Below are 23,526 nucleotides of genomic sequence, written 5' to 3' on the forward strand. Positions count from 1 at the left end.
GGTGACCACCGATGACCGTCCCGACCTGGCGGCCATGCTGCTCTGGTTGACCCGGGCCCTCATCGACGCCGAGGAACCCGTGCTCGCGGCGAATGACCTCACGATGTGGGCCTACTCGGTGCTCACGGCGCTCGCCACCGGCCCCACCCGCACGCAGGCCGCCCTCGCCCGCGCGATCCGGGCCGACAAGACCCGCATCATCCCGGTGCTCGACGACCTGCAGGAGCGCGGCCTCATCGAGCGTCAGCCCGACCCGGCCGACCGGCGGGTGCGCCTCCTGGCGATCACACCCGCCGGCCGCCGCGCGTTCGCCCGCACGCGGGCCGGCATCCGGGCCGGCGAGGAGCGCGTGCTGGCGCTCCTGCCGGCCGCCGACCGGCGGGCGTTCCTCCGTACCCTCCGCGCACTGTCCGATGTGGACGACGTCGCCGCTATCGCCCAACCTCGATCCACCGGGTGATCCCGAGGTCGTGCAGGAACGGCCGGTCGTGGCTGGCCACCAGCAGCGCGCCGCGGTACCCGCTGAGCGCCGCCGTGAGCTGCGCGACGGTCGCCAGGTCGAGGTTGTTGGTCGGCTCGTCGAGCAGCAGCAGTTGCGGCGCCGGATCGGCCAGCAGCAACGCGGCGAGGCTCGCCCGGAACCGTTCGCCGCCGGAGAGTTGCCCGGCCGGCTGCTCGGCCCGCGCGCCCCGGAACAGGAACCGGGCCAGCCCCGCGCGAACGGCGTTATGGGACGCGCGCGGCGCGGACCGGGCGACGTTACCGGCCACCGACAGGTCGTCGTCGAGGATGTCGAGCCGCTGCGGCAGGTACCCGACCGGCACGTGGACGGCCACGGTGCCGGCCCGCGCCGCCACGTCGCCCACGATGGTCTGCAGCAGCGTCGTCTTGCCCGCGCCGTTCGGCCCGACCACCGCGATCCGTTCCGGCCCGCGCACGTCGAGGTCCACGACGTTCCCCGACCGCAGCCGCACCCCGCGCAGCGCCAGCACCTCGCGGCCGGCCGGCACGGTGGTGGCCGGCAGGTGGATGCGGACGGCCGGGTCGTCGTGCACCGCCTCCTCGGCCGCGTCGAGCCGGCCGCGCGCCTCGGCGAGCTTTCCCTGATGCATCGAGTGGTACTTGCCGGCCGACACCTGTGCGGCGCTGCGCCGGTTGCCCATGATGCTCTTGGGTTCCCGCTTGGTGTCCCACATCTTCTGCGCGTAGCGCTGCCGCCGCGCGAGCCTGACCCGCGCGTCGACCAGTTCCCGTTCCTGGCGCCGCACGTGCGACTCCGCCATCCGGTAGAGCCGTTGTGCCGCCTCCTGTTCGACCGCGACCGCCTCCTCGTACCCCGACAGGTTCCCGCCGTACCAACGGATTCCGCCCGCGCGGAGGTCGCCGATCTGGTCGACGCGGTCGAGCAGTTCCCGGTCGTGGCTCACCACGACGAGCACGCCCGGGTACGCCTCGACCGCGTCGTAGAGGCGTTCGCGGGCGTCGAGGTCGAGGTTGTTCGTCGGTTCGTCGAGCAGCAGCACCGCGGGCCGGCGCAGGAACTGCGCGGCGAGACCGAGCAGCACCGCCTCGCCGCCCGAGATCCGGCCCACCGGCCGGTCGAGGTCGACGTGGGTGAGGCCGAGCCGGTCGAGCGTCGCCCGGGCCCGCTCGGTCACGTCCCACCGGTCGCCGATCGCGGCCAGCGTGGCGTCGTCGGTGACGCCGCTCTCCAACGCGCGCAGGGCGCGATGGGCACGGGCGACGCCCAGCACCTCGTCCACCCGCATTGTCGCTGAAAGGGTGAGGTCCTGACGCAGATGGCCGACACCGCCGTCGACGCGGACCGTGCCGCTCGTCGGTGTGAGATCGCCCGCGATGAGGCGCAACAGCGTGGACTTGCCGGTGCCGTTGGCGCCGATGAGCCCTGATCTGCCGGCGCCGACCGTGCCGGTGAGGGAGTCGAAGACGATCTGCCCGTCGGGCCAGGCGAACGACAGATCGGTGAGAACGATGGCAGGGGGAATAGAAGACATGAGCCGCTCCGGAATGGGTCGAGATTCGACGACATGCGGAGAGACACCCGGGAAAGGTGTCTCGGCTCAGATCTGCACCGGAAGGCCTCCTACGACGTTCGACAACACGAGGGAGTATACCGTTGAGTGGTGCTGGACCCGAACGGGCTTTTCGAGATGGTCGACGACGCGCCGCACCTGGAGCGGCCGGTGCTGCTGCAGGCGCTCGACGGATTCGTCGACGCCGGTAGTGCGGTGCAACTTGCCCGCGAACATGTCATGTCCACGCGGGGTGCGCGGCTGATCGCCCGGTTCGACATCGACCAGTTGCTCGACTACCGGTCGCGCCGGCCCACGATGAAGTTCGTCGAGGACCACTGGGAGTCCTACGACGAGCCGGTGCTCGGCCTCTACCACGTGCAGGACGACGAGGGCACGGCGTTCCTGATGCTGGCCGGCCCGGAACCCGACCTGCAGTGGGAGCGGTTCATCGCGGCGGCGATGACGCTCGTCGAGCGGTTCGACGTCCGCATCACCGTGGGGCTCAACGCGATCCCGATGGCGGTGCCGCACACCCGCCCGATCGGCGTCACCGCGCACGCCACCCGCCCCGAGCTGATCGCCGGGTACGAGCCGTGGCTGCGCCAGGTGCAGGTGCCGGCGAGCGTGGCGAACCTGTTGGAGTTCCGGCTCGGCAAGCACGCGCACGACGCGATCGGGTTCGCCGTGCACGTGCCGCACTACCTCGCGCAGAGCCCGTTCCCGGCGGCGGCCGAGGAGCTGATCACGCGGCTGTCGCGGTCCACCGGCCTGTTGCTGCCGACCGAGGAGCTGCGCAACGCCGCCGAGCTGGTGCGGGTCGAGGTCGACAAGCAGGTGGCCGCCGCCGAAGACGCCACCGCGCTGGTGAAGATGCTGGAGCAGCAGTACGACAGCTTCTCGGAGGGGCGTCAGGGCCCCAACCTGCTGGCCGCCGACACCGCGGCGCTGCCCACCGCCGACGAACTGGGCGCCGAGCTCGAGCGCTTCCTCGCCGAGCACAACCGGCCGCCGGATCCGCCGCCCACGACCGGATGATTCACTCCTCGCTTATATAAGACTGTGGTGATAGAGTAGCGCTCGTGCACGCGTTCGACATCCTCGGCGATCCGGTCCGGCGCCGGATCCTGGAACTGCTCGCCGAGGGCGAACAGACCGCCGGTGCGATCACGGAGGTCGTCCGGCGCGATTTCGGCATCAGCCAACCCGCTGTCTCGCAGCACCTGCGGGTGTTGCGGGAGAACGGATTCACCACTGTCCGCGCCGAGGGCACGCGTCGCCTGTACGCGGTGGACGCGACACCGCTGCGGGAGGCCGACCTGTGGCTCGACCGGTTCCGGGCGTTCTGGAACCAGCGGCTTGACGCCCTGGCCACCGAGATCGCCCGAGGGAAGCGCGCGAAGAAGCCTTCATCCGACGAGGAGCGCAATACATGACTGACCTGTTGAACGACCTGAAGGCGGTGCACCGGTCGACCGGCACCCGTCAGGTCGGCCCGGACGCCCGTGAGGCCCGCACCGTCGTGCTGACCCGGCACTACGACGCGCCGATCGACGACGTGTGGGACGCCGTCACCGATCCCGAGCGGATCGCCCGCTGGTTCCTGCCGGTCACCGGGGATCTCAAGCTCGGCGGCCGGTTTCAGACCCAGGGCAACGCCGGTGGCATCATCAAGGCCTGCGAGCCGCCGCGGCGCCTGCTCGTCACGTGGGAGATGGGCGAGGTCAAGGAGGGCGAGCTCAGCGAGGTCGAGCTGCGACTGTCCGAAGTAGACGGTGGTACCGAGTTCACGCTCGACCACGTCGCGATCGCCGCCGACCCCACGTTCTGGAACCAGTTCGGCCCCGGTGCGGTCGGCGTCGGCTGGGATCTCACGCTGCTCGGCCTCGGTGCGCACCTGCGCAAGGAGACGATCGGCAACCCGGAGGAGTTCGAGAAGTCGCCGGAGGCCCGGGAGTTCACCACCGCGAGCTGCGAGGCGTGGGAGGCGGCGTCGATCGCCGGCGGCATCCCCGAGGCCGAAGCCAGGAGCATGGCCGCGAACACGAAGTCGTTCTACGTTCCGCCGCTGGAGCCGGACGCTAGTTGATGTACTGCGGCGGCACCTCGGCGGTGAGCCACACGCCGTTGTCGCTGCGGTAGAACTCATGGCCGTCGCGGGCCATCGCACCCGCGTCCACTTCGAGAATGACCACCGGGCCGCCGCGCCGCGCTCCGACGCGGCGCGCGGTCGGCTCGTCGGTGGAGAGGTGGACGTCGTGCCGCCCGCCCCGGTTCAGGCCGGTGTCACGGATCGAGGGAACGGCGGCGGCGTTGGTGCCGTGGTACAGCCGCTCCGGCGGCTCCACCGGCACCAGCCCGAGCTCGACCGGCACCGAGTGCCCCTGGCTGGCCCGGATGCGTTCGACGCCGTCGGGCCCGCGCACGATCGAGAAGCGCTTCTTGTCGTTGTTCTCCACCACCGTGTCGACGTCGGCGCGCTCGACGCCGAGGGCGGCCACGAGATCGGCGACCGGCACCCAGCCGCCGGGTTCGAGGGTGAGGCCGATCCGCCCGGGGTCGTGGCGCAACGCCTTCGACATCCGTTTGCTCAGCTTCACCATGTGTGCGTGTTCCATAGTGAGTAGCAGTATTGCTGGCGTGCGCTTGAGACTCGAACTGTTTGTCGACGACCTCGCCGTCGCGGAGGACTTCTACACCGGCGTGCTCGGTTTCGAGGTGGTCGGCCGGCAGCCCGGCTATGTGAGCGTCCGTCGCGGTTCCGTGCTGTTCGGCCTCGGCCCGGTCGCGAAGCTCCCCGCCGACGACGACCGTCCCTGGCCGGGGCCGTCGGCGCCGGCGTGGGCGGCCGGGCGCGGGCCGGGGTTCAGCCGGCGCCGGCTCGCCGACGACCGCGGTGGCGGTGTCGAGATCGTGCTGGAACTCGACGACCTCGGCCAGGTGGCGGCCCTGCACGACCGCTGCCTGGCCGCCGACGTGGTGGTCGACGATCTACGGCAGCGGCCGTGGGGCCTGTGGGACTTCCGGGTCGTGGACCCGGACGGGTACTACCTACGACTTACCCACCGATGACGCTTCTGTTGCCGCACTGCGGGCCGCCGCGGCGGGGGCCCGGTCCGGGATCGACGAGGTGTCGAACGCGTACGTGATCGCCGCGGTGGCCACCGCGTCGGCGTTGACGTCGAACGCCCGCAGGTTGATGTTGCCGATCATCGGGTACTGCCGGTCGAGCTGCCGGTACAGAGCAGCGTCCGCACCGTCCCGGACCGGCGTGAGGCTGTCGCACGCCTCGTGGTAGCACGGGTCCTTCTGCGCGCCGGCCACGCCGCCCCACTTGGCGACGTCGTCGGCGGTCTTCGGAACCTCGGCACCGGTGAACAGGCCGCCGGCCGGGATGCCGGCCGCGATGAACGCGCCGTAGTCCGACCGCCCGGTGAAGTCGGCCGCCTCGGTGGGCAGGCGACGACCGGCGAAGAAGCTCTGGAACAGGGCCTCGATCTCGGCCGAACCGGTCGGTCCGGGGCCGGCGCCCTCGCCGGCGGAGTCGTCGCCGTCGTAGACACCGAGCGTGTAGTTGGCCGACGCGATCATGTCGAAGTTCAGGTACAGCTTGATCTGCGCCGCCTGCGCCTCGGTGAGCCCGGCCACGTAGTTGTCCGACCCGATGGTGCCGCCCTCTTCGGCGCCCCACCACGCGAAGCGCACCTTGTTGGTGGGCTTCACCTTGCGCATCTGGTACGCGATCTCGAGCAGCGCCGCGCTGCCCGACCCGTTGTCGTTGATGCCGGGGCCGGCGGGCACCGAGTCGAGGTGCGAACCGAGCATCACCACGTTGTCCGGGTTGCCGCCCGGCGTCTCCGCGATGATGTTCTCGGTGGTGCGGTCCTCCGAGATGGCCTCGGCCGCGAGGTGCACGGTGAGCCCGGCGGTGCCGGCGAACTGCTCGCCGAGCGCGTACGGCACCGAGATGGTCGGGATCGAGACCTCGCCACCCAGGTTGCCGCCGAACAGCTCGTAGCGGTCGGGGTTGGCTTCGGGCGTCCCGTTACCCTGGTTGAAGATGATCGCGCCGACCGCGCCGGCGGCCGCCGCGTTGGTCGCCTTGACGAAGAAGTCGCAGCTGCCCCGCTGCATGAGCGCGATCTTGCCGGTGACGTTCACCCCGGCGAAGTCGGCGGCCTCGCAGCCACTCGTCGACGCGCGCGGCGGGGTCAGGTTGATGTCGACCGCCTGCACCGCGGCGGTCACGTTGCCGGCGCCGGTGCAGCTCATCAACTGGTAGTCGGTGCCGTCGACGTAGGTCACCGGTGGCGCCGGCGCCGTCTTGTCAAAGGCCGAACTGGAGTCCTCGCAGTACGTGAACTCGAACGGCTGGCGGGTGACCCGGTAGCCGGCGAGCTTCATCGTCCAGGCGACGTAGTCGGCGCTGCGGTCGAAGCCGGGGGTGCCGGAGGCGCGCGTGTCGCCGTGGGTGTCGGCGATGTACTGGAACGCTCCGATGTGGCGGAGCAGGCCGGGCAGCGTGACGGCGCGGGTGAGCTTGTCCGGGGTGCTGTTCCCCGGCTTCGGCTTGCCGTGCGCGGCCGCGGGATGCGCCGTCGCGAACGTGCCGACCAGAATCATGGCTGCGGCGGCGGCCGCTATCCGTGAAACTCGGCCCTGTGAGCCAAACGCCATGCTGTGTTCTCCTTCCGGACACTGTGCACCGGATAGACAATCTATGGAGATCGCTGCGTGTGAGAAAGTATTTGCACTGGTCGCGCGGGTCGGGCAAGGGTCCAAATCATAGGATCACGGAATGTTCGACGACGCGCCCGATCGGCACCCTTTACGCGATTTGTTGTACGAAGCGATAGACGGCCGCTTTCCCCCGGTCGACGGCGGCGTCACCGTCGTTCCCGAACTGGCAATGGGCCGCGAGTGCTCGTTCGCGTTTACCGGCCACGCCGTGATCGCCACCGCCCTGCCGCCAGCCGAGGTCCACGCCCGCAAGGTCGACGGCTTCGGTCCCACCGTCCTGCCCGATTTCCTCCGCTGGCTGGCCGGCCCCACCGGCGACGTCCACGTCACCGACGTGACGCTGTTCGCCCGCGGCACCGGCGGCGACCGCCTGCCGCCCCGGCCCGACCTGATCGACCACCCGCGCGTCCAGTTCGCCCTCGGCTTCCGCGACGACGTCCACATCTACGGCGACGACCGCGGCGTGGTCACCCTGAGCCGCGGCCTGGCCGGTCGCCCGGAACTGAGCATCGAGGCGGCCGAGGCCGGCCAGGGTCGGGGCTGGGGCCGCTCCCTGCTGGTGGACGCCCTGAGCCTGGTCCCCGACGGCGAACCCGTGTTCGCCGCGGTGTCGCCGGGGAATGCCCGCTCGCTGCGGACGTTCCTGGGGCTGGGCTTCACCCCGATCGGCAGCGAGACCGTGATTCTGCCGGTGCGCTAGACACACCTGAGGTCAGATTGTGACGGTGATGGCGCCGGCCACGAGGTCGGAGCTGTGGGTGCCGGCCACGCCGACGTTGGACGGGCGTTGGCGGAAGCCGGGCAGGCCGTCGAGGCCGTCGCTGCCGTCGATCAGTCTCAGGCGGAGGGGTTCGGCGCCGGAGATTGTCAGGTCCAGTTCGAAACCGTCGTTGGCGACGGCGTGGAACTGGAGGCCGAAGCGGTCGCGGTCGGTGAGGAACGGGGCGATCTCGCGGCCGTCGATCGCGGCGCGGACCACGCGCCGGTTACCGATGTCGCCGTAGACGCCGAGCAGGCGGACCGGCCTTCTCGGCTCGAGCCGCAACCGCAACCGGCGTTGGCCGTCGTTGGTGACGTCGGCCACGACCTTCAGGTCGGGTGCCGCGATCGCGGCGCGTTGGGCCGGCCCCACCGCGAGTTTGCCGGTCGGCAGCACGGGGAACTGCCCGCTGAGGTCGGCCTTGCCGCGCACGAACCGCGCCGTCCACGTGTTCGGTGACGGTTCGAGGCTGACCCACTGCGCCGTTCCGGTGTCGTGGTCGAGCGCGTACATCAGGTGGGTGGGCAGCGGGTGCCGCTCGTCCCAGCGGTCGACGGCGAGGCCGAGCGTGGCGAACACCAGCGCCAGCGCCAGCGCGGCCGTCGCGGGTGCGGCGCCGGACACGCGGTGGCGGGGCCGGTCGGTGGGGCGCCACAGCAGTTCCAGGACCGGGAGAAGGGCGAGGCCCAGCAGCGTCAGGAAAATCGCGGACGCATAGGCCGCGCCGAGGCCGAGCGCCGGAAAGAACAGAAAAAGCATGGGGACGAGCACCAGCACGGCGACGGCCGCACCCGCGCCGAGCACCGCCACCTTTCCGAGCGCCCCGCGCACGTACAGCGCGCCGATCCCCGCCGCGGCACCGAAGAGCGCCGGCAGCGCGGCGAGGTACGAGCCGCCCGGGATCAGGGCCGCGAACAGCACCCCGAACACCGCCAGCAGGCCGAGGCCGCCGATGGCCAGCGGCACCGGGCCGATCCGCCGTCGCACGAGCGCGTACCAGCCGAGCAGCACGGCCAGGGTCAGCGCGATCACGGCCATCCGGAACCAGCCCGGCCGGCTGGGGTCGATCATGAGGTCGTAGCCCGGGCGGAGCGTGGACAGGATCATCCACAGCACCTGCGCGACGACCGCGGCGACCACCAGCGGCACCAGCGCGAGGCCGAGGCCGGCGGCGGCGCGCGGCCACGACGTCAGGCCGCGCCGCCGGGCCAGGAACGCCAGCGCGCCGACGCCGAGCAGCGCCAGCACGGCGATCGGCCACACCAGCCAGCCCGGGTAGCGCATGAGGAAACCGGGCAGCGGGAAGTACGTGGCGTCGTGGCCGGCCGGGCGCATCAGCGGGCCGAGGTCGGCCCGGCCGAACGCCTTCGCCAGGGCCAGCGTGTTGTCGCCGTGGTGCTGCAGGCTGCCCTTGTTCATCGAGCCGGGCCGGTCGAGCGGGGTGTGGTAGGTGAACGAGCCGTCGATGTAGGCGGAGTTCAGCCCGGTGAACCGGTCGTGGGCGAGGAACGGGGTGAAGTCGGTGTCGTTGGAGAGCAACCGGTAGATCTCCACCGCGATGCTGGAGCCGACCGGGTGCGGCACGCCCGCGAACACGTCGATGAGGTTGGCGTTGCCCTCCGACGTCTCGAACATCACCGCGGGGCCGCTGCTGCCGCGCGCCTCGACGTTGAGGACGACGGCCCGGTCGCCGGCGAGCGGGTGCAGGTTCACGAACGCCTCGGCGCCGATCATTCCGGCCTCTTCGGCGTCGGTGAAGAGGAAGACCAGGTCGTTGCGCGGGGCCGGGCCGGTCTTGAGGGCCCGGGCCGTTTCCAGCAGGGTCGAGACGCCCGCACCGTCGTCGTTCGCGCCGTAGCTGACCTGCGCGGCGTCGTAGTGCGCCACGAAGATGACGCGACCGGTGGACGCCGTGCCGGGAATCCGCGCGACGACGTTGCGCACCCGCGCCGCCACCCCCTCCTCGCCGTCGCGGGCCGCGATGAGCCCGGTGGCCTCCTGCACCTCCGTCTCCAGCCCGTAGCCGCGGAGCGTCGCCAGGATGTACTCGCGCACCTGGTCACCGGCCGGGCTGCCGGCCACGTGCCGGTCCTTGCCCACCTGCTCGACGTGCCGGAACGCGCGACCCGCCGAGAACTCACCGGCCGGCGCGTTCTCACCGGCGGGCGAGGGCGGCTGGATGTCGGCGACGGCGCCGACCGTGAGCAGGAGCAGCAGACCGAGGAGCACCGCCGCCACCAGCGGCCGGCGCGCCGGCGAGACATACGAGCGGTCCGGCACGGGCGACTCCCTGGTGTTCGGACGGGTGGCCGTTTCGGCACGTGATGATACGGGTGTAAAGCCCAACCGGCGCGCGGAGGCGTTCCGGTGCGGAACCGGCAGCGGCTGGTTCTGTCGCCGGGGGTCAGTGATTTCGGACTCGCTCCGCGTCGAGACGGTGCGCTCGCGTCTTCTCATGTTCATTCTGGGATCATGTTTCCGCTGGTTCCGGACCCGACCGCGCCACCACCCGTGGCAGTGTTCCCGCCCGCACCACTGTCACCCCTGTTGCCGGTCGGCGCGACGCCGTCCGTCGGCCGCGGCCCGGTACCCGACGGTTCCGACGCGGGGCTCGCCGCCCTCGTCGCCGGCAACCGGCGGTTCGCCTCCGGCCGGCCGCAGTACGGCCACCAGGTGGTCCGGGCGGTGGCCGTGGCGACCAGGCCGGCGCCGTTCGCCGTGGTGGTCGGCTGCATGGACACCCGGGTGCCCGTGGAGGCCGTGTTCGACCAGGACTTCGGGTCGCTGTTCGTGGTGCGCACGGGCGGTCACGTGCTCGACCGCGCCGCGCTGGGGTCGATCGAGATCGCGGTCGGCTCGGTGGGCGTCCCGTTGGTTCTGGTCCTCGGGCACCGGCGGTGCGCGGCGGTGGCCGCGGCGGTCGACGCCTGGCAGACCGGGCGGCGACCGAAGGGCAGCGTCGGCTACGTGGTCGACGACATCACCGACGCGATCCGCGACACCGATCCCGAGCGGATCGCCGCCGTCGATCCGGTGAGCCGCCGGCACACGGCCCGCACCGTCGACCGGTTGCAGACCATGCTCGGCGGCACCGCCGCCGTGGTGGGGGCGTACTACGACGTCGACACGGGAGTAGTGGAGCTGACGTGAAGGCCCCGCCCTCCTCGGCGGAGAGGGCGGGGCCGGCCTCGCTGGAACCTACGGATTGATCGTGATGGTGAACGTCGACGGGGTCAGGTTCTGGACGTCCCGGAAGTTGTTCGACATCCGGAGGTTGTTGAACGTCACCGAGCCGCGTACCGGTCCCTCGCCGGGCTCGGGCAGTTCGTTGGCCCAGATCCCGAAGCCCGACTTGGCGTCGTAGGCGTCACCGCTGCGTTGCGCCCCGGTGATCGAGATGTTCGTGAACACCGTGTCGGCGACGGGGAACAACGGCCCGGGGTTGTAGTCGGTCTGGAACATGATGCCGTGGTACGTCGGGTCGACGATGTCCACATCGGACACCCGGATGCCCTGGAACACCTTCGACGCCGAGAACACCCAGATGGCCGGGAACGTCTGCGCGCCCCAGAAGTGGCCGCCGGCGCGGACGATCGAGATGTTCTCGAACCGGGTCGGCGGGCTCGCGCCGAACCCGTGCATCGGGTACCCGAAGTCGAGCGAACTGATCGTGATGCCGGAGTACACCAGCGTGTCCGCGACGTAGATGTTGCGGAACACGTTGTTGTAGCCGCCGTACACCGCGATGCCGGCCGCCCGCCACGTCAACGTCGACGTGAGGTTCTCGAACGTGTTGCCGAAGATCTCGCCCGAGTTGAGATCGGTCGCCGAGAACAGCGCGAAGCTGTCGTCGCCGGAGGACCGGGACTCGTTGTTGGTGACGAGGTTGCCGGTGCTGCCGTTGGTCAGGTTCACGATGTCGGCGAACGTGTCCCGCGACCGCGTGTTGCGGATCGTGCTGTTGTCGACGTTCGTGCCCCAGAACAGGCACAGGAAGTGTTCGATCCACACGTTCTCGACGGTGAGGTCGGTGAGGTTCTTCGCGTCGAACACCTTGCCCGGCCCGTCCTGGCGCCAGGTGTAGTTGCCGAAGACGGCGAGGTTGCTCACGGTCGTGCCGCTGGCGCCGGCCTGCAGGTCGAACCCGATGTCGGTGTTCTCCTGGGTCGCCGGTGCGGAGATCCGCGTGTACCACGGCCCGGCGCCGGTGACCCGGATTCCCTTCTGGTAGACGAGGAACTTCTGCTGCGCCGTGTAGTTGCCGGCCGGCAGGTAGACGCCGATGAGGTTGCCGGTGGTGTCCATGCGCACCCGGTCGAGCGCGTTCTGGACGTCCTGCTGGGCGAAGCCGGCGGGCACCGCGTACCGGGCCGGGTCGGGGTTCGCGATCGGCGCCACCTGCTCGGTGTTGATGAAGTCGATCGCGTACTGGCTGGTGTTGGCCGCGTCCTTCTGCAACCGGATCCGGCTGCCCGCCTGGACGGTGCCGTTGAGCATCACGTTGGCCTCGTCGTAGATGTGCCGCGGGTTGCCCGAGCCGGGGGAGTTGTTCGGCGTCGCCTCGTTCCCGTAGAGCCACGCATACTTCGACGTGAGGTCGATCGTCTTGTGGAAGACACCGTCGACGTAGATGCTCAGCGAGGTGTTCGTGCCGTCGGGGATGGAGAAGCGGGTCACGAGCGTGTTGGTCGACGCCCGCAGCGTGAACTCGACGTAGGCGCCGGTGCTGTTGAGCGTCACGGCCCGGCGTCCCGACGCCTCGCCGCCGAGGTCGCCGACCGTCCTGTTAGGACCGACGAGTCCCGCGCCGCCGCCGCGCACGGCGTCCTCCGCCTCGTACATCTCGTACGGCAGGTTCGCGCCGCGACCGACGAACAGCGACTGGGACGCCGTATTGTTGGCCTGCTTGACCGGTAGCTCGTTGCCGTCGACGGCGATCGCCGTGCGCACCGTGTACCGACCGTTCGCCGCCGGCCAGGTGCCCAGGTTCACCCCCGCGCTCGTCGCACCCGCGGCGATGGCGCCGGTGAAGGTGCCGGTGAACGTGCGCACCGTGCCGCCGTTGCCGTCGAGCAGCGTCAGCGTGATGCCGTGCGCGCCGCCCGCCGAGGCGATCGTGCCCTGGTTGCGGATCGCCACGGTGAACGTCACCGTGTTGCCGGCCGCCGGCGTGCCCGGCGCCCACGACGCGACCGGCACCAGGTCGGAGCTGTCGACCGGACGCACCACGAGCGGGCTGCCGGCGGTGAAGGAGTTGTTGGTCTCGTTGGTCTCGATGACCGTGTTCGCCTCGTCGACCTTCGCGACCAGCGGGTAGGAGCCGGCGTTGCGCGTACCGATGTTCGCCGTCACGGTGGCGGTCGCGCCCGCCGCGAGCGCACCGACCGCCGCGGTGCCGGCCAGCGTCGTGCCCAGGTAGACGTTGACGTTCGTCGCGCCGGAGGATGCCGTCCCTCCATTGCGGACGGTCGCGGTCACCGAGATGGTGTCGGTCTCGACCGGCGAGGCCGGCGACGCCGACAGCGCGGTGACGGTGAGGTCCGGGTTCGGCGCCGGCGTGCCGATCACCTGGAGCTCGGCCACCTGACCGCCCGACGAACCGCTGTTGCTGTTGACGCGCAGCCGGACGTCGGCCACGCTCGCCGTCACCGGGATCGTGACGCTGTTGCCCGACGCCGGGTTGAACGTGTAGTCGGCGGCGGCGCGCAGGCTGGTGAACGTCGACGAGCCCTGGTCGCGGCCGAGCACCTCGATGTTCTGCGTGCGGGTGCCCCACACCGGATCGGGGTTCAGCTTCACGACGACGCTCGTGACGGCGGCGTTCGCTCCCAGCTGGACTGTCAGCAGGTTCGGGTACGCGCCGCCCGCCGCCTCCCAATAGGTCGTGAGGTTGTCGTCGTTGGCGTTGGCCGCCACGAACGTGAAGACCGTCGAGGACGCCGTGATCGGCTTGCCGACGGCCAGGTTCGCGCCGCCGCCGGTGCCCACGCGCGTCACCGTGTTGCTGTCGGCCGACTGGTTGCCGGCCGCGTCGCGGGCCTTCACGTGGTAGCTCACCGTCACGGTGGCGGGCTGGGTGTCGGTGTAGCTCGTGCCGGCCGTGGTGCCGCGCAGGGTGCCGTTGGCGTAGACGTCGTAGGCGGTGACGCCGACGTTGTCGGTGCTCGCCGTCCACGTGAGCCGGATCTGGCCCGCGGCCGGCTCGGTGTAGGCGAGGTTGCCGGGCGCGGTGGGCGCCTGCGTGTCGCCACCGGTGCCGTTCCGGGTGACGGAGTTGCTGTTCGGCGACTGGTTGCCCGCGGCGTCGCGCGCCTTCACGTAGTAGGTGACCGTGACGTTCGCGGGCTGCGTGTCGACGAACGCCAGCACCGTGCCGGCGACGCTCGTGCGCAGCACGTTGTTGGCGTAGATGTCGTACGCGGTGACGCCGACGTTGTCGCTGCTCGCCGTCCACGAGAGCCGGATCTGGTCGGTGGCCGGCTGCGTGTAGGCGAGGCTGCCGGGCGCGGTGGGTGCCTGCGTGTCGCCCTGGGTCGGGCCGTACACCTCCAGCTCACTCAGCTGGGCCGCCGGCCACTGCGTGTTCGCGGTGACGTGCACCCGCACGTACCGCGCGGTCGCGGCGCCGAACGCGAGCGTCACCGTGTTGCCGCTGCCCGGATCGAACGCGCGGCCGGCGCTCGCGACGAGCGTGGCGAAGCTCGACCCGTCGGTGCTGCCCTGCACCGACAGCGTCTGGGTGCGGGCCTCCCACGTCGACGGAAGCTTGAGCACCACCCGGTTCACGCTGACGCCGCTGCCGAGGTCGACCTGGATCCATTGCGGGAACGCGTTGTTCGTGCTCTCCCAGTAGCTGCCCTGGTTCCCGTCGCCCGCGTTGCCCGGGCCGTACGGCGACACCGACCCGCTGGCCGTGAACGCCTTGCCCTGCGCGAGGTTCGCGCTCGACGAGGTGGCCCCGTACACCTCGAGCTCGGCGAGTTGCGCGGCCGCCCATCCGGTGTTCGCACTGATCTGCACCCGCACGTAGCGCGCCGCCGTCGCGGTGAAGTTGATGGTGACGGTGTTGTTGCCGCCCGGCGCGAACGAGCGTCCGGCACTCGCGACGATCGTCGCGAAGCTCGACCCGTTCGTGCTGCCCTGCACCGACAGCGTCTGCGTGCGGGCCTCCCAGGCGCCCGGCAACTTGAGCACGATCTGGTCGATGGTCTGCTCGCCGCCGAGGTCGACCTGCGCCCACTGCGGCAGCGCGCCCGAACTTTCCCAGTAGCTACCCTGGTTTCCGTCGGTCAGGTTGGCGGCGACGTACGGTCCGTTGACGGTGCTCGCGGCGGCCGTGCGGCCGGCGGCCAGGTTCGGGCCGCCCGCGGCGGATGCGGTTCCGGCGGCGGTGGCGACCAGCGCCGTGGCCGCCAGGGTGATCGCGGCCAGCGCACCGGCCAGACTTCTTCTTCTCATCGCGTCCTCGCGTTGGGGGCGGGTCGGTGGACCGACCGGGATGCGGCGACAACCCGACCGGCGACGCCGGACGGGCAACGGGGAATGGGCGGGTACGCGGCTCTTGGGCGGGGGAGATCAGGTTTTTTCGCCGCGAGGCCCAAATGTTTCAGACCACGCCGACGACGTCAACCATCAATGTAAGAGAATTGCGTAATCCAATCGCTCTCTTGCGCACCGCGACCTCGGCGCTGACTAGGTAGTTGTGCTAGCTAGGTGGCGCGGCTACTCTCTCCCACCGTGGATTCCGATCGGCGTGGGCAGTGGTTGCGCGGTGTGCTCGATCTGTGCCTGCTCGCCCTGCTCGCCAACCGCGAGTCCTACGGCTACGAGCTGGCCCAGTCGTTGCACGGGGCGGGTATCGGGCCGATTCAGGGTGGCACCCTGTACCCGGTGCTGATGCGGTTGCAGAAGACCGGTCTCGTCACGGCGCGGTGGCACGCGGGGGAGTCCGGCCCGGCGCGCAAGTACTACCGTCTCACCACCGCCGGTGCCGATGCGTTGCGCAGCACCGGATCCGACTGGCGGCGGTTCAGTGATCAGGTCAACGGACTCCTGACAGAGGTGGAGAGCCGATGAATGCGCAGGCGTGGTTGGCCGAACTCGACGCGGAACTGCGGCGGCGCGGCACCGGTCCCGACACCGCGGCCCACGTGGTCGCGGAGGCCGCGGCGCATCTGACCGACAGCGGCGAGAATCCGGTCACGGTCTTCGGCCGGGCGGAGAGTTACGCCGCTGCGGTCATCGAGATCATCGGCAACCGGGCCAGGCGGGCGCCGGGGCCGGTCCGCCTGCGGGCGCGGGGCATCAGCAAGCGGTACCGGCGGCGCGTGGTGCTCGACAACGTCGACCTCACGGTGCGGGCCGGGCAGATCGCGGCCGTCGTCGGCGCCAACGGTTGCGGCAAGAGCACGTTCCTCGGCATCTGCGCCGGGCTGGTCAGCCCCGACTCGGGGGAGGTGGGCGTCGACGGCCGGCTGGGGTACTGCCCGCAGGAGGGTGGCGTCGCCGACTTCCTGCGTCCCGACGAGCATTTCGTGCTGGTCGGCGCCGGCGCCGGGCTCACGCGCGTCACCGCGAAAACGCGTGGCCGTGACTCGGCCGCGGCCCTGGGGTGGACGGCGGCCGACGCCCCCACGGCCCGGCACCTCTCCGGCGGAACGCGCCAGAAGCTGAACCTGGTGATGTCGACGCTCACCGAGCCCGACGTGCTGCTGCTCGACGAGCCGTACCAAGGATTCGACAGAAGTACATACGTGAATTTCTGGGACCAGCTGTACCGCCTGCGCGACGAGGGGAAGGCGATCGTGGTCGTCACCCACCTGCTGAACCAACTCGACGGCGTCGACCTCGTGCTCGACCTCACAAAGGCAGCGGCATGAAGATCCTTACCGTCGCGGAGATGACGTTGCGGGAACTGGCGCGTCGCAGGCGCGCGCTCGCGTTCCTTCTCCTGCTGCCGCTGGTGTTCTACGTGGTGCGGCACGAGTACGTGGGCCAGTCGGTGCGGTCGGTGTTTCTCGGGATCGGCTGGGCGGTGAGCACCGCGGCGCTTTTCGCGACGGCGGCGGCGCGTTCGGTGGACCCGCGGCTCGTGCTGGCGGGCTACCGCGTCTACCAGGTGTACGTGGGCCGGTTGCTCGGATTGTGGGTGGCCGGCGCGGCGCTGGCGGTGCCGTTCCTGGTGCTGATCCGGTTCGACGCGCCCGGCGTACGCTTCGACGCCGTGACGCTCGCGATGGCCTTCTGCGTCGCGATCGCGGCGCCGTTCGGAATGCTCATCGGGATCCTGCTGCCGCGCGAACTGGAAGGCACGCTCGTTCTCCTCACGGCCGTGTCGATGCAGATGCTGCTCGACCCGGCCGACACCGTGGCGAAGGTGACCCCGTTCTGGTCCAGCCGCGAGATCGGCACGTTCGCCGTCGACCACACCGGTACCGACCACCTGACCCGCGGGGTGGTGCACGGCACGGTGTACACCGTCGGGCTCGTGCTGCTCGTCGGTCTCGTCGTCGTGGCGCGGCAACGGCGGCGTCGCCATCTGCGCTACGCTGCCGAACTGGAGGGGGTGCGGACGTGAAGGTCGTCGTGTTCGGTGCCACCGGGATGATCGGTCAGGGCGTGCTGCGCGAGTGTCTGCTCAGCCCGTCGGTCACCGAGGTTCTCACGGTCGGGCGCGCCGTCACCGGCCGAACCGATCCGAAGCTCCGCGAGATCGCCCACGCCGACATGTTCGACCTCGCGCCCATCCGCGCCGACCTCGCCGACGCCGACGCGTGCTTCTTCTGCCTCGGTGTGTCGTCGGCGGGCATGTCCGAAGACGCGTACCGCCGCATCACCTACGACCTCACGATGGCGGCCGCCCGGTCGTTCCCCGCGGAGGTCACCTTCGTCTACGTGTCGGGCCAGGGCACCGACTCCACCGAGAAGGGCCGCACGATGTGGGCCCGGGTCAAGGGAAAGACGGAGAACGACCTGCTCGCCCTGCTGCCCAAGGCATACATGTTCCGCCCCGGGTACATCCATCCGATGAACGGCGAGAAGCCGCGGTCGCGGGTGTACCGGGCGCTCCTCCCGGTCGCCCGTCCCCTGTACCCGGTACTGCGCCGGCTGATGCCGAAGAGCGTGACCACCACGGAGCTGCTGGGCCGCGCGATGGTCAACGTCGCCACCGACGGCGCGCCGGAACGGGTGCTGGAGTCTCCGGACATCAACGCCGTGGGCGCGCGCTGACCTCAGGAGGCGGTCGCGCCGAGGGCCGTGGCGATCAGGTCGATGGCGACGGCTTCCTCGGGGCTCACGGCCTGGCCGTGCTCGCGGTGCGCGTTCGCGACCTTGTCGGCGACGGCGAGAACGAACCGGCGGTACCCCTCGACCTCCTCGGGCGTCGCCTTGGTCTCCAGCAACGCGACCGCGGTACGCAGGTGCCGGAGGACGTTCTCGCGGAGTGCCTCCGGTGAGTGGTACCTCGTGTGGTCGGCCTTCGGCTTGGCCGCCACGATCTCGTCGAGGAGTTGACTCTCGCCGTGCGCGGCGCGGGCCTCCGCGTATGCCTTCGCCATTGCCATCGTTTCGCGGAACATCCCGCCGCGCGATGCCATGACGACCATCATGCCGGCGCTCGGTGGACCCTCGAGGATCGACTTCCACTCCTCGGGGGAGAAGTCGGCGTGTGTCGTCATCTCAACTCCATCTCTCGTGTCCCGACATCGCGTGTTGCTCGATGAGGGCGTCGAGCAGGGCGAGGTCGTCGGGGGCCAGCCAGGTCTCGGCCGACCGGGTGGAGCCGGCCCGCCGGATCGCCGCCGTCAACGGCCCGGCCCAGAGGTGCTCGATCAGGGCGACCGCCGCGGCGGTGCCGACCGGGATCGCGTCGGCCAGGGACCACACCTCCGGGCCCGCTGCCGGTTCCGCCTCCGGTTCCGCCGACGCCCCGCCGCCGTCGCGCTGGGCGAGCAGCGCGACCGCGAGTCCGCCGAGGCCCGCGTCGACGCCGTCCGGTGCGGTCAGGGTTTCGAGGCTGCCGTCCGCCGCGCGCGAGACGAGCAGCAGGTCGACCAGCCGCACGATCCCGGCGTCCCGGAGCCGGGTGAACTCCGCGAGCACCTCGCCGGAGAACGCCGGGTGGTCGAAGCCCACGACGAGAACCTGCACCGGCCCCTTCACCGGCCCACCCGCGAACGCAGATCCTCGTACTCCTCGGCGGTGATCACGCCGGTGTCGAACAGGTGCCGCAGCGCGACCAGCGGATCCGGTGCCGGCGCGGCCGCGGGCGATGGCGGCGGTGGGGCGGGCGGCGGTGGGGCGGGCGGATGGGACGCCGCGTAGGCCTGCGCGGGCGTCAGGCGGCCACCGTAATAGGGCACGTTGCCGGTCATCCCCGCACGTAACAGCTGCCTGGGCACCAACAGCATCGGCTGCTCCTCATCGACGGACGTCCAGATACTGGCCGCCGTCGACGCCGGGTCACATCCTCCGCGCGGGATGGTTCCGGGCGTGCGCGGCGAGGCCGTCGACGCAGCGCTGGATGAACTTGCCCAGCGCCCAGCGGTAGATCCAACCGGTGCCGGGCACCTTCGCCGTGAAACTGCTGCGCCAATGGATGACGGTTCCGCCGTCGACCGGCGTCAGATCGACGTTCGCCCGGTAGTTCCGCAGCGGCAGCCCGGACAGCAACGCGTAGCTGAATCGCCGGTCTGGCACCAGCTCCACGACTTCTTCGCGGCTCACGGTGCGACCGGTGCGGAAGACGCGGATCGCGCCCAACCCTTCACCGCCACCCGGCGCCTCGGCCTCCAGCGTGAAGGATTCGAGCGGCGACCAGACGGGCCAGGTCTTCCCGTCGATCAAGAGCGAGTAGACGGTCGGGGCGTCGGCGGACGATCGGGCGGTGGTCTCGATTCTCTGTACCATGTGGTACATGTACCATGCGGTACATCGACAGGGAAGAGGCACGAGACGAAGGTCGCCGTGGGCAGTTGCTCGACGCGGCGGTCGAATACGCGGCGCACCAGGGCATCAGCGACCTCAGCCTGCGCCAACTGGCCGCCGCGCTCGGCACCAGCCACCGCATGCTCGTGTACCACTTCGGGTCCAAGGAGGCCCTGCTGGTCGCGGTGGTGCGCGAGGTCGAGGCGCGGCAGCGGCAGTTCCTCGCCGATCTCGACGGCGACGTGCCGCCCGAGGAACTCGGCCGGCGGTTGTGGGACCGCCTCGCCGACCCGGCGATGTGGCCCTACGAGAAGCTGTTCTTCGAGATCTACAGCCAGGCGCTGCGGTCGCGACCGCACACGGCCGAACTCCTCGACGGGATCGTCGAGTCGTGGGTCGCCCCGATCGCGGACCTCAATGTCCGCAACGGCGTTCCGCCGGCCGACGCGCGCGCGACGGCCCGCCTCAGCGTCGCGGTGACCCGCGGGTTGCTGCTCGACCTGCTCGCCACCGGCGACCAGGAGGGGGTACGGGCGGCGATGGAGCGGTTCCTCGTGCTGTACCGGGGCGGTACGGTCCCCGGATGACTCCCGACCGCGTTGAGCCGCCCCGCATCGCCGACGAGCGCGTGATGCTCGAATCGTGGCTCGACTACTACCGCGCGAGCATCGTGCACAAGTGCGCCGGGCTCTCGCCGGCTCAGCTCGCCGAGAAGTCGTGCCCGCCGTCGCCGATGTCGATGATCGGGCTGATCCGCCACCTCACCGAGATGGAGCGGATGTACGCGCACAAGCTCGCCGACCCGGACATCGCGTTGCTGTACTGCACCGACGAGAGCCCCGACGGTGACTTCGACGACGTCTCCGCCGATACGGCCGCCGACAACCTCGACGTGTACACCGTCCACTGTGCACGGTCGCGGGAGGTGCTCGCCGGGCTCGGGCTCGACGACGAGTTCGGGACCGAGCGGCCGTACACGGTGCGGTGGGTCCTCCACTATCTCGGCAAGGAGTACGCCCGGCACCTCGGCCACGCCGACCTGTTGCGGGAACGCATCGACGGCGCCGTCGGCGAGTGACGTCGCCGGGTGCAGGTCGGTTGCCAAGCCTTGTACTGATGGTCGCGAAGTGGTGACACTTAGCATATGGCGCGCAGACGAGTTGCGGGGACAGGGCGAAGAGCCCGTCCGAGCCGGCGCGCCGCGCGGGAGCGCGGACCGCCTGGAGAAGGGGAGACGACAACCTGCTTGACGCACCTCGACCGCCGACCCGGCCGGCAGTATGACCGGGGACATGAATGGAGGATTCACCGGTGGCCGCGCCAATGACGCGTGACACATAGCGCCGGCGCAGCCCACGCCGAATCGCCGACCTCGGCCGCCCGTGACCACCGACGCACACCCGGCCACCGCACCGATGTCCACACCGGACGGTGGAATTGACGGAGCGTCGACTTAGTGGGGCCACACCCGGCACTGCCACGCCGACAAACGTTCCCGACGGCCGCTACGAGCGGGCCGGTGACGACATGGGGAACCCCGGCAGAAACAGGTCGACAGAACGGCAGTCACACCCCGATCCGGTCGGCGCCGCCAGCGTCGTGCCGCCGGGCCGCTCGCGCACCGACCGTGGTGTCGCAGGTCCGGCCCTCCTGGCACCATGACTGGCCCCGCGGGTCAGATCGGCACAGGTAACGGTCGCGGAGGACTCCACAGGGGAGCCCTCCGCGATCTCGTTCGTTAGTGAACTCATGACGAGACTTGTGCGGCTCGCGGTCGTCGCCGCGCTCACGGCCGGCGTCCTCACCGGATGCGGGTCCGACGGGCGGCCGCCTGCCATCGGGACCGGTGTTCCGTCGGCCACCGCCGTTCAGGCCGAGCCTCCGCTTCCGCCGAATCCGTTGGCCGGCAAGGTGTTCTACGTCGATCCGGTGAACCCGGCGAGCCGGCAGGCCGCGAAGTGGGACGCCGAGAAGCGCACCGCCGACGCCCAGCAACTGCGGAAGATCGGCGACCGGGCGGTGGCCCACTGGCTGACGGCCGGCACCGACGCGACGAAGGAGGTCGACGGCCTGGTGACGCGGGCCGCCGCCGCGGGTCAGCTGCCGGTGCTCGTCGCGTACAACATCCCGGGCCGGGACTGCGGGAGTTTCAGCGCCGGCGGTGCCGCGACGCCCGATGCCTACCGCGCCTGGATCCGCACGGTGGCGGCCGGCCTCAACGGACGCCCGGCGGTCGTCGTCGTCGAACCCGACGCGGTGCCGCACATCGTCGACGGCTGCGGCGGCGACGAGGAGGCGCGCTACGCGCTGCTGCGCGACGCGGTCAGCACGCTCAAGTCGTCGCCGAACGCCGTCGTGTACCTCGACGCCGGTCATCCCGCGTGGGTCACCGACACCGGCCGCCTCGCCGTCGCGCTGCGCCGGGCCGGCGCCGACGCCGCCGACGGCTTCTCCCTCAACGTCTCGAACTTCATCCCGACGGCCGACAACTTCGCGTACGGCGACCGGCTGTCGACCGCGCTCGGCGGCAAGCTGTACGTGGTGGACACGAGCCGCAACGGCGCCGGCCCGGCGACCGTCGCGGACGGTGCACCCGGTTGGTGCAATCCGCGCGGCCGGATGCTCGGCCAACCGCCCACTGTGGACACCGGCCATCCGCGCGCGGCGGCGCTGTTGTGGGTCAAGCGTCCGGGGGAGTCCGACGGCGCCTGCCGGCCGGGCGAGCCGGCGGCCGGCAGGTGGTGGCCGGAGTACGCGCTGGAGCTCGCCCGCCGGTCCTAAAGCTTCACCTCGCTCAGCGCGGTGTCGAGCATCTCCAGGCCGAGGTCGATCTCGTCGGTCGACGCCGTGAGCGGCGGCGCGATCCGCAGCACGCTGCCGAAGCCGGGGAACTTGACGATGTTGATGTTCACGCCGAGTTCGAGGGCCCGGTTGGTGACTCGCACCGAGTAGTCCGGCGCGGCGGCCCGGGTGTCGCGGTCGGCCACGAGGTCGACGCCGAGCAGCAGGCCCTGCCCGCGCACGTCGCCGATCGTCTCGTGCTTCTGCTGCAGTTCCAGCAGTCCGGCCCGCAGCCGGTCGCCGAGCTTGACCGCCCGCGCCGGCAGGTCGTCGGCGAGCACCGTGCGCAGCACGGCCCGCCCCACCGCGGCCGGCAGCGGGTCACTCACGTGCGAGGTGAAGTGCAGGAAGCCCTTCTCCGCCGCGTCCTCCTCGATCTCTTTCGTGGTAACCGTTGCGGACAACGGCAGCCCGCCGCCGAGCGTCTTGCTGAGCGTCAGGATGTCGGGTACGACGTCGTGCTGCTCGAACGCGTACATCGCGCCGACGCGGCCGAGCGCGGTCTGCGCCTCGTCGAGGATCATCAGCATGCCGCGCTGGTCGCAGTGCTCGCGCAGCCGGGCGAGATAGCCCGGCGGCAGCGGCACGATGCCGCCCGCGCTGAGGATCGGCTCGGCGATCACGGCCGCCGGCGCGCCGGTCGACATCGTGTCGGCGAGCGCCATTCCCGTGTCGAGACAGGTGAAGTCGCACCTGTCGCGGCAGTGCCGGATCGGGCACCGGTACGCGTTCGGCGCGGGAAGCGCCATCGTGCCCGGCATTCCCGGCCCGTAGCCTCGCCGGCCGGCGCTGTAGGTGCTCGACGACGCGCCGGCCGTCATCCCGTGCCACGATCCCGCGAACGCCAGCACCTCGTAGCCGCCCGTGGTCAGCTTCGCCAGCCGCAGCGCGGCCTCGTTCGCCTCGCCGCCGGTCGACAGGAACATGGCCCGCGCCAACGGTTCCGGCAGCGTCGCCATCAGTTCGCGGGCCAGTTCGGTGACGTCGCGCGACAGGAAACCGCTGAAGAGGTGGACGACCTTGCCGCTGGCCCCGGTGATGGCCTTGAGGATCTCCGGGTGGCCGTGCCCGAGCGTCGCGCACATCTGCCCGGACGTGAAGTCGAGGATCCGCCGGCCACCCTCGGTGGTCAGCCAACTGCCCTCCGCGCGTTCGATGAGCTCGGCGGCGAACTCGCCGCCGTATCGGATGAGGTTGTCGGTGGTCACTCTGACATGTCAGCAC

Annotated in this window: 24 protein-coding genes; 14 read left to right on the forward strand and 10 right to left on the reverse strand. The window is 70.9% G+C overall.

Annotated features, from left to right (window positions below; translation table 11 throughout):
* The first annotated feature begins 1 nt into the window (after position 1).
* Entirely contained in the window at positions 2-460 is a 459-nt protein-coding gene (locus tag Vau01_RS34990; protein ID WP_239152104.1) for a MarR family winged helix-turn-helix transcriptional regulator, read from the forward strand.
* Here the strand turns inward: Vau01_RS34990 and Vau01_RS34995 are convergent.
* Positions 432-2,015: an ABC-F family ATP-binding cassette domain-containing protein gene (locus tag Vau01_RS34995; RefSeq protein WP_204001913.1), complete on the reverse strand. Its 1,584-nt coding sequence runs from the start codon at positions 2,013-2,015 to the stop codon at positions 432-434. The two genes, Vau01_RS34990 and Vau01_RS34995, sit on opposite strands and share 29 nt — an antisense overlap.
* Before the next feature lie 129 nt (positions 2,016-2,144).
* Here Vau01_RS34995 and Vau01_RS35000 point away from each other — a divergent pair, with 129 nt between their 5' ends.
* Genes Vau01_RS35000 through Vau01_RS35010 form a run of 3 tightly spaced genes read left to right on the forward strand, consistent with a single transcriptional unit; the run spans position 2,145 to position 4,122 of the window.
* Positions 2,145-3,071 (forward strand): proteasome assembly chaperone family protein, encoded by a 927-nt coding sequence (locus Vau01_RS35000; protein ID WP_204001916.1) that lies wholly within the window; start codon positions 2,145-2,147, stop codon positions 3,069-3,071.
* 44 nt (positions 3,072-3,115) lie between these two features.
* On the forward strand, positions 3,116-3,469 hold the full coding sequence (locus Vau01_RS35005; protein WP_204001920.1) for an ArsR/SmtB family transcription factor: 354 nt from the start codon (positions 3,116-3,118) through the stop codon (positions 3,467-3,469).
* The gene (locus Vau01_RS35010; protein WP_204001923.1) at positions 3,466-4,122 is read left to right on the forward strand and encodes an SRPBCC family protein; all 657 of its coding nucleotides are present in this window, start codon (positions 3,466-3,468) and stop codon (positions 4,120-4,122) included. Before Vau01_RS35005 ends, Vau01_RS35010 begins: the two co-directional genes overlap by 4 nt.
* On the opposite strand, the gene Vau01_RS35015 is transcribed toward Vau01_RS35010, so the two are convergent.
* Positions 4,115-4,636 (reverse strand): RNA 2'-phosphotransferase, encoded by a 522-nt coding sequence (locus tag Vau01_RS35015; RefSeq protein ID WP_239152105.1) that lies wholly within the window; start codon positions 4,634-4,636, stop codon positions 4,115-4,117. The two genes, Vau01_RS35010 and Vau01_RS35015, sit on opposite strands and share 8 nt — an antisense overlap.
* Before the next feature lie 37 nt (positions 4,637-4,673).
* Between Vau01_RS35015 and Vau01_RS35020 the strand changes: the two genes are divergently transcribed.
* A complete protein-coding gene (locus Vau01_RS35020; protein ID WP_204001943.1) occupies positions 4,674-5,105 on the forward strand; it encodes a VOC family protein in 432 nt (143 codons plus the stop codon).
* On the opposite strand, the gene Vau01_RS35025 is transcribed toward Vau01_RS35020, so the two are convergent.
* Positions 5,085-6,710, reverse strand: coding sequence for a M20/M25/M40 family metallo-hydrolase (locus Vau01_RS35025; protein ID WP_204001956.1), 1,626 nt, complete (start codon positions 6,708-6,710; stop codon positions 5,085-5,087). The genes Vau01_RS35020 and Vau01_RS35025 overlap by 21 nt on opposite strands.
* Positions 6,711-6,831: 121 nt before the next feature.
* Between Vau01_RS35025 and Vau01_RS35030 the strand changes: the two genes are divergently transcribed.
* Entirely contained in the window at positions 6,832-7,473 is a 642-nt protein-coding gene (locus Vau01_RS35030) for a GNAT family N-acetyltransferase (protein WP_204001959.1), read from the forward strand.
* Positions 7,474-7,485: 12 nt separating this feature from the next.
* On the opposite strand, the gene Vau01_RS35035 is transcribed toward Vau01_RS35030, so the two are convergent.
* Positions 7,486-9,813, reverse strand: a complete 2,328-nt coding sequence (locus tag Vau01_RS35035; protein WP_239152106.1) for a M20/M25/M40 family metallo-hydrolase — start codon at positions 9,811-9,813, stop codon at positions 7,486-7,488.
* Positions 9,814-10,005: 192 nt separating this feature from the next.
* Between Vau01_RS35035 and Vau01_RS35040 the strand changes: the two genes are divergently transcribed.
* Positions 10,006-10,683 (forward strand): carbonic anhydrase, encoded by a 678-nt coding sequence (locus Vau01_RS35040; protein ID WP_204001962.1) that lies wholly within the window; start codon positions 10,006-10,008, stop codon positions 10,681-10,683.
* A gap of 48 nt (positions 10,684-10,731) precedes the next feature.
* Here the strand turns inward: Vau01_RS35040 and Vau01_RS35045 are convergent, their stop codons facing one another.
* Positions 10,732-14,991, reverse strand: a complete 4,260-nt coding sequence (locus Vau01_RS35045; RefSeq protein ID WP_204001977.1) for a galactose-binding domain-containing protein — start codon at positions 14,989-14,991, stop codon at positions 10,732-10,734.
* A 279-nt stretch (positions 14,992-15,270) separates the two neighbouring features.
* On the opposite strand from Vau01_RS35045, the gene Vau01_RS35050 reads away from it, so the two are divergent.
* Genes Vau01_RS35050 through Vau01_RS35065 form a run of 4 tightly spaced genes read left to right on the forward strand, consistent with a single transcriptional unit; the run spans position 15,271 to position 17,763 of the window.
* Positions 15,271-15,609: a PadR family transcriptional regulator gene (locus tag Vau01_RS35050; RefSeq protein ID WP_204001980.1), complete on the forward strand. Its 339-nt coding sequence runs from the start codon at positions 15,271-15,273 to the stop codon at positions 15,607-15,609.
* Positions 15,606-16,412, forward strand: a complete 807-nt coding sequence (locus Vau01_RS35055) for an ATP-binding cassette domain-containing protein (protein ID WP_204001983.1) — start codon at positions 15,606-15,608, stop codon at positions 16,410-16,412. The genes Vau01_RS35050 and Vau01_RS35055 overlap by 4 nt, the downstream gene beginning before the upstream one ends.
* Positions 16,409-17,110 carry a hypothetical protein gene (locus tag Vau01_RS35060; protein WP_204001985.1) on the forward strand — a complete coding sequence of 234 codons (702 nt, stop codon included), beginning with the start codon at positions 16,409-16,411 and terminating at the stop codon, positions 17,108-17,110. Before Vau01_RS35055 ends, Vau01_RS35060 begins: the two co-directional genes overlap by 4 nt.
* The gene (locus Vau01_RS35065; RefSeq protein WP_204001988.1) at positions 17,107-17,763 is read left to right on the forward strand and encodes a Rossmann-fold NAD(P)-binding domain-containing protein; all 657 of its coding nucleotides are present in this window, start codon (positions 17,107-17,109) and stop codon (positions 17,761-17,763) included. Before Vau01_RS35060 ends, Vau01_RS35065 begins: the two co-directional genes overlap by 4 nt.
* A 2-nt stretch (positions 17,764-17,765) precedes the next feature.
* Here the strand turns inward: Vau01_RS35065 and Vau01_RS35070 are convergent, their stop codons facing one another.
* Genes Vau01_RS35070 through Vau01_RS35085 form a run of 4 tightly spaced genes read right to left on the reverse strand, consistent with a single transcriptional unit; the run spans position 17,766 to position 19,443 of the window.
* Entirely contained in the window at positions 17,766-18,212 is a 447-nt protein-coding gene (locus tag Vau01_RS35070) for a hypothetical protein (protein WP_204001990.1), read from the reverse strand.
* Position 18,213: 1 nt separating this feature from the next.
* On the reverse strand, positions 18,214-18,696 hold the full coding sequence (locus tag Vau01_RS35075; RefSeq protein ID WP_204001992.1) for a DUF6325 family protein: 483 nt from the start codon (positions 18,694-18,696) through the stop codon (positions 18,214-18,216).
* Complete coding sequence (locus Vau01_RS35080) at positions 18,693-18,944, reverse strand: hypothetical protein (RefSeq protein ID WP_204001994.1); 252 nt, start codon at positions 18,942-18,944, stop codon at positions 18,693-18,695. The genes Vau01_RS35075 and Vau01_RS35080 overlap by 4 nt, the downstream gene beginning before the upstream one ends.
* A gap of 52 nt (positions 18,945-18,996) precedes the next feature.
* Complete coding sequence (locus Vau01_RS35085) at positions 18,997-19,443, reverse strand: SRPBCC family protein (RefSeq protein ID WP_204001997.1); 447 nt, start codon at positions 19,441-19,443, stop codon at positions 18,997-18,999.
* Between the two features lie 14 nt (positions 19,444-19,457).
* Between Vau01_RS35085 and Vau01_RS35090 the strand changes: the two genes are divergently transcribed.
* The 3 genes from Vau01_RS35090 to Vau01_RS35100 all read left to right on the forward strand — a co-directional run bounded on the left by Vau01_RS35090 (position 19,458) and on the right by Vau01_RS35100 (position 22,242).
* On the forward strand, positions 19,458-20,048 hold the full coding sequence (locus tag Vau01_RS35090) for a TetR/AcrR family transcriptional regulator (RefSeq protein WP_204002000.1): 591 nt from the start codon (positions 19,458-19,460) through the stop codon (positions 20,046-20,048).
* A complete protein-coding gene (locus tag Vau01_RS35095) occupies positions 20,045-20,539 on the forward strand; it encodes a DinB family protein (RefSeq protein WP_204002003.1) in 495 nt (164 codons plus the stop codon). Before Vau01_RS35090 ends, Vau01_RS35095 begins: the two co-directional genes overlap by 4 nt.
* A gap of 671 nt (positions 20,540-21,210) precedes the next feature.
* Entirely contained in the window at positions 21,211-22,242 is a 1,032-nt protein-coding gene (locus Vau01_RS35100) for a glycoside hydrolase family 6 protein (protein WP_204002006.1), read from the forward strand.
* On the opposite strand, the gene Vau01_RS35105 is transcribed toward Vau01_RS35100, so the two are convergent.
* Positions 22,239-23,510: an aspartate aminotransferase family protein gene (locus Vau01_RS35105; RefSeq protein WP_204002009.1), complete on the reverse strand. Its 1,272-nt coding sequence runs from the start codon at positions 23,508-23,510 to the stop codon at positions 22,239-22,241. The genes Vau01_RS35100 and Vau01_RS35105 overlap by 4 nt on opposite strands.
* Between the last annotated feature and the right edge of the window lie 16 nt (positions 23,511-23,526).

Origin of the sequence: Virgisporangium aurantiacum (assembly GCF_016863635.1) — a bacterium.
Classification (GTDB): Bacteria; Actinomycetota; Actinomycetes; order Mycobacteriales; family Micromonosporaceae; genus Virgisporangium; species Virgisporangium aurantiacum.

What these genes read in the sequence shown, in the direction of transcription:
- Vau01_RS35025 (WP_204001956.1), bottom strand. Translation starts at nt 6,710, where the DNA reads ATGGCGTTTGGCTCACAGGGCCGAGTTTCACGGATAGCGGCCGCCGCC.
- Vau01_RS35010 (WP_204001923.1), top strand. Translation starts at nt 3,466, where the DNA reads ATGACTGACCTGTTGAACGACCTGAAGGCGGTGCACCGGTCGACCGGC.
- Vau01_RS35055 (WP_204001983.1), top strand. Translation starts at nt 15,606, where the DNA reads ATGAATGCGCAGGCGTGGTTGGCCGAACTCGACGCGGAACTGCGGCGG.
- Vau01_RS35070 (WP_204001990.1), bottom strand. Translation starts at nt 18,212, where the DNA reads ATGACGACACACGCCGACTTCTCCCCCGAGGAGTGGAAGTCGATCCTC.
- Vau01_RS35085 (WP_204001997.1), bottom strand. Translation starts at nt 19,443, where the DNA reads ATGGTACAGAGAATCGAGACCACCGCCCGATCGTCCGCCGACGCCCCG.
- Vau01_RS35015 (WP_239152105.1), bottom strand. Translation starts at nt 4,636, where the DNA reads ATGGTGAAGCTGAGCAAACGGATGTCGAAGGCGTTGCGCCACGACCCC.
- Vau01_RS35100 (WP_204002006.1), top strand. Translation starts at nt 21,211, where the DNA reads ATGACGAGACTTGTGCGGCTCGCGGTCGTCGCCGCGCTCACGGCCGGC.
- Vau01_RS35045 (WP_204001977.1), bottom strand. Translation starts at nt 14,991, where the DNA reads ATGAGAAGAAGAAGTCTGGCCGGTGCGCTGGCCGCGATCACCCTGGCG.
- Vau01_RS35095 (WP_204002003.1), top strand. Translation starts at nt 20,045, where the DNA reads ATGACTCCCGACCGCGTTGAGCCGCCCCGCATCGCCGACGAGCGCGTG.
- Vau01_RS34995 (WP_204001913.1), bottom strand. Translation starts at nt 2,015, where the DNA reads ATGTCTTCTATTCCCCCTGCCATCGTTCTCACCGATCTGTCGTTCGCC.
- Vau01_RS35060 (WP_204001985.1), top strand. Translation starts at nt 16,409, where the DNA reads ATGAAGATCCTTACCGTCGCGGAGATGACGTTGCGGGAACTGGCGCGT.
- Vau01_RS35030 (WP_204001959.1), top strand. Translation starts at nt 6,832, where the DNA reads ATGTTCGACGACGCGCCCGATCGGCACCCTTTACGCGATTTGTTGTAC.
- Vau01_RS35040 (WP_204001962.1), top strand. Translation starts at nt 10,006, where the DNA reads ATGTTTCCGCTGGTTCCGGACCCGACCGCGCCACCACCCGTGGCAGTG.
- Vau01_RS35080 (WP_204001994.1), bottom strand. Translation starts at nt 18,944, where the DNA reads ATGCTGTTGGTGCCCAGGCAGCTGTTACGTGCGGGGATGACCGGCAAC.
- Vau01_RS35090 (WP_204002000.1), top strand. Translation starts at nt 19,458, where the DNA reads ATGCGGTACATCGACAGGGAAGAGGCACGAGACGAAGGTCGCCGTGGG.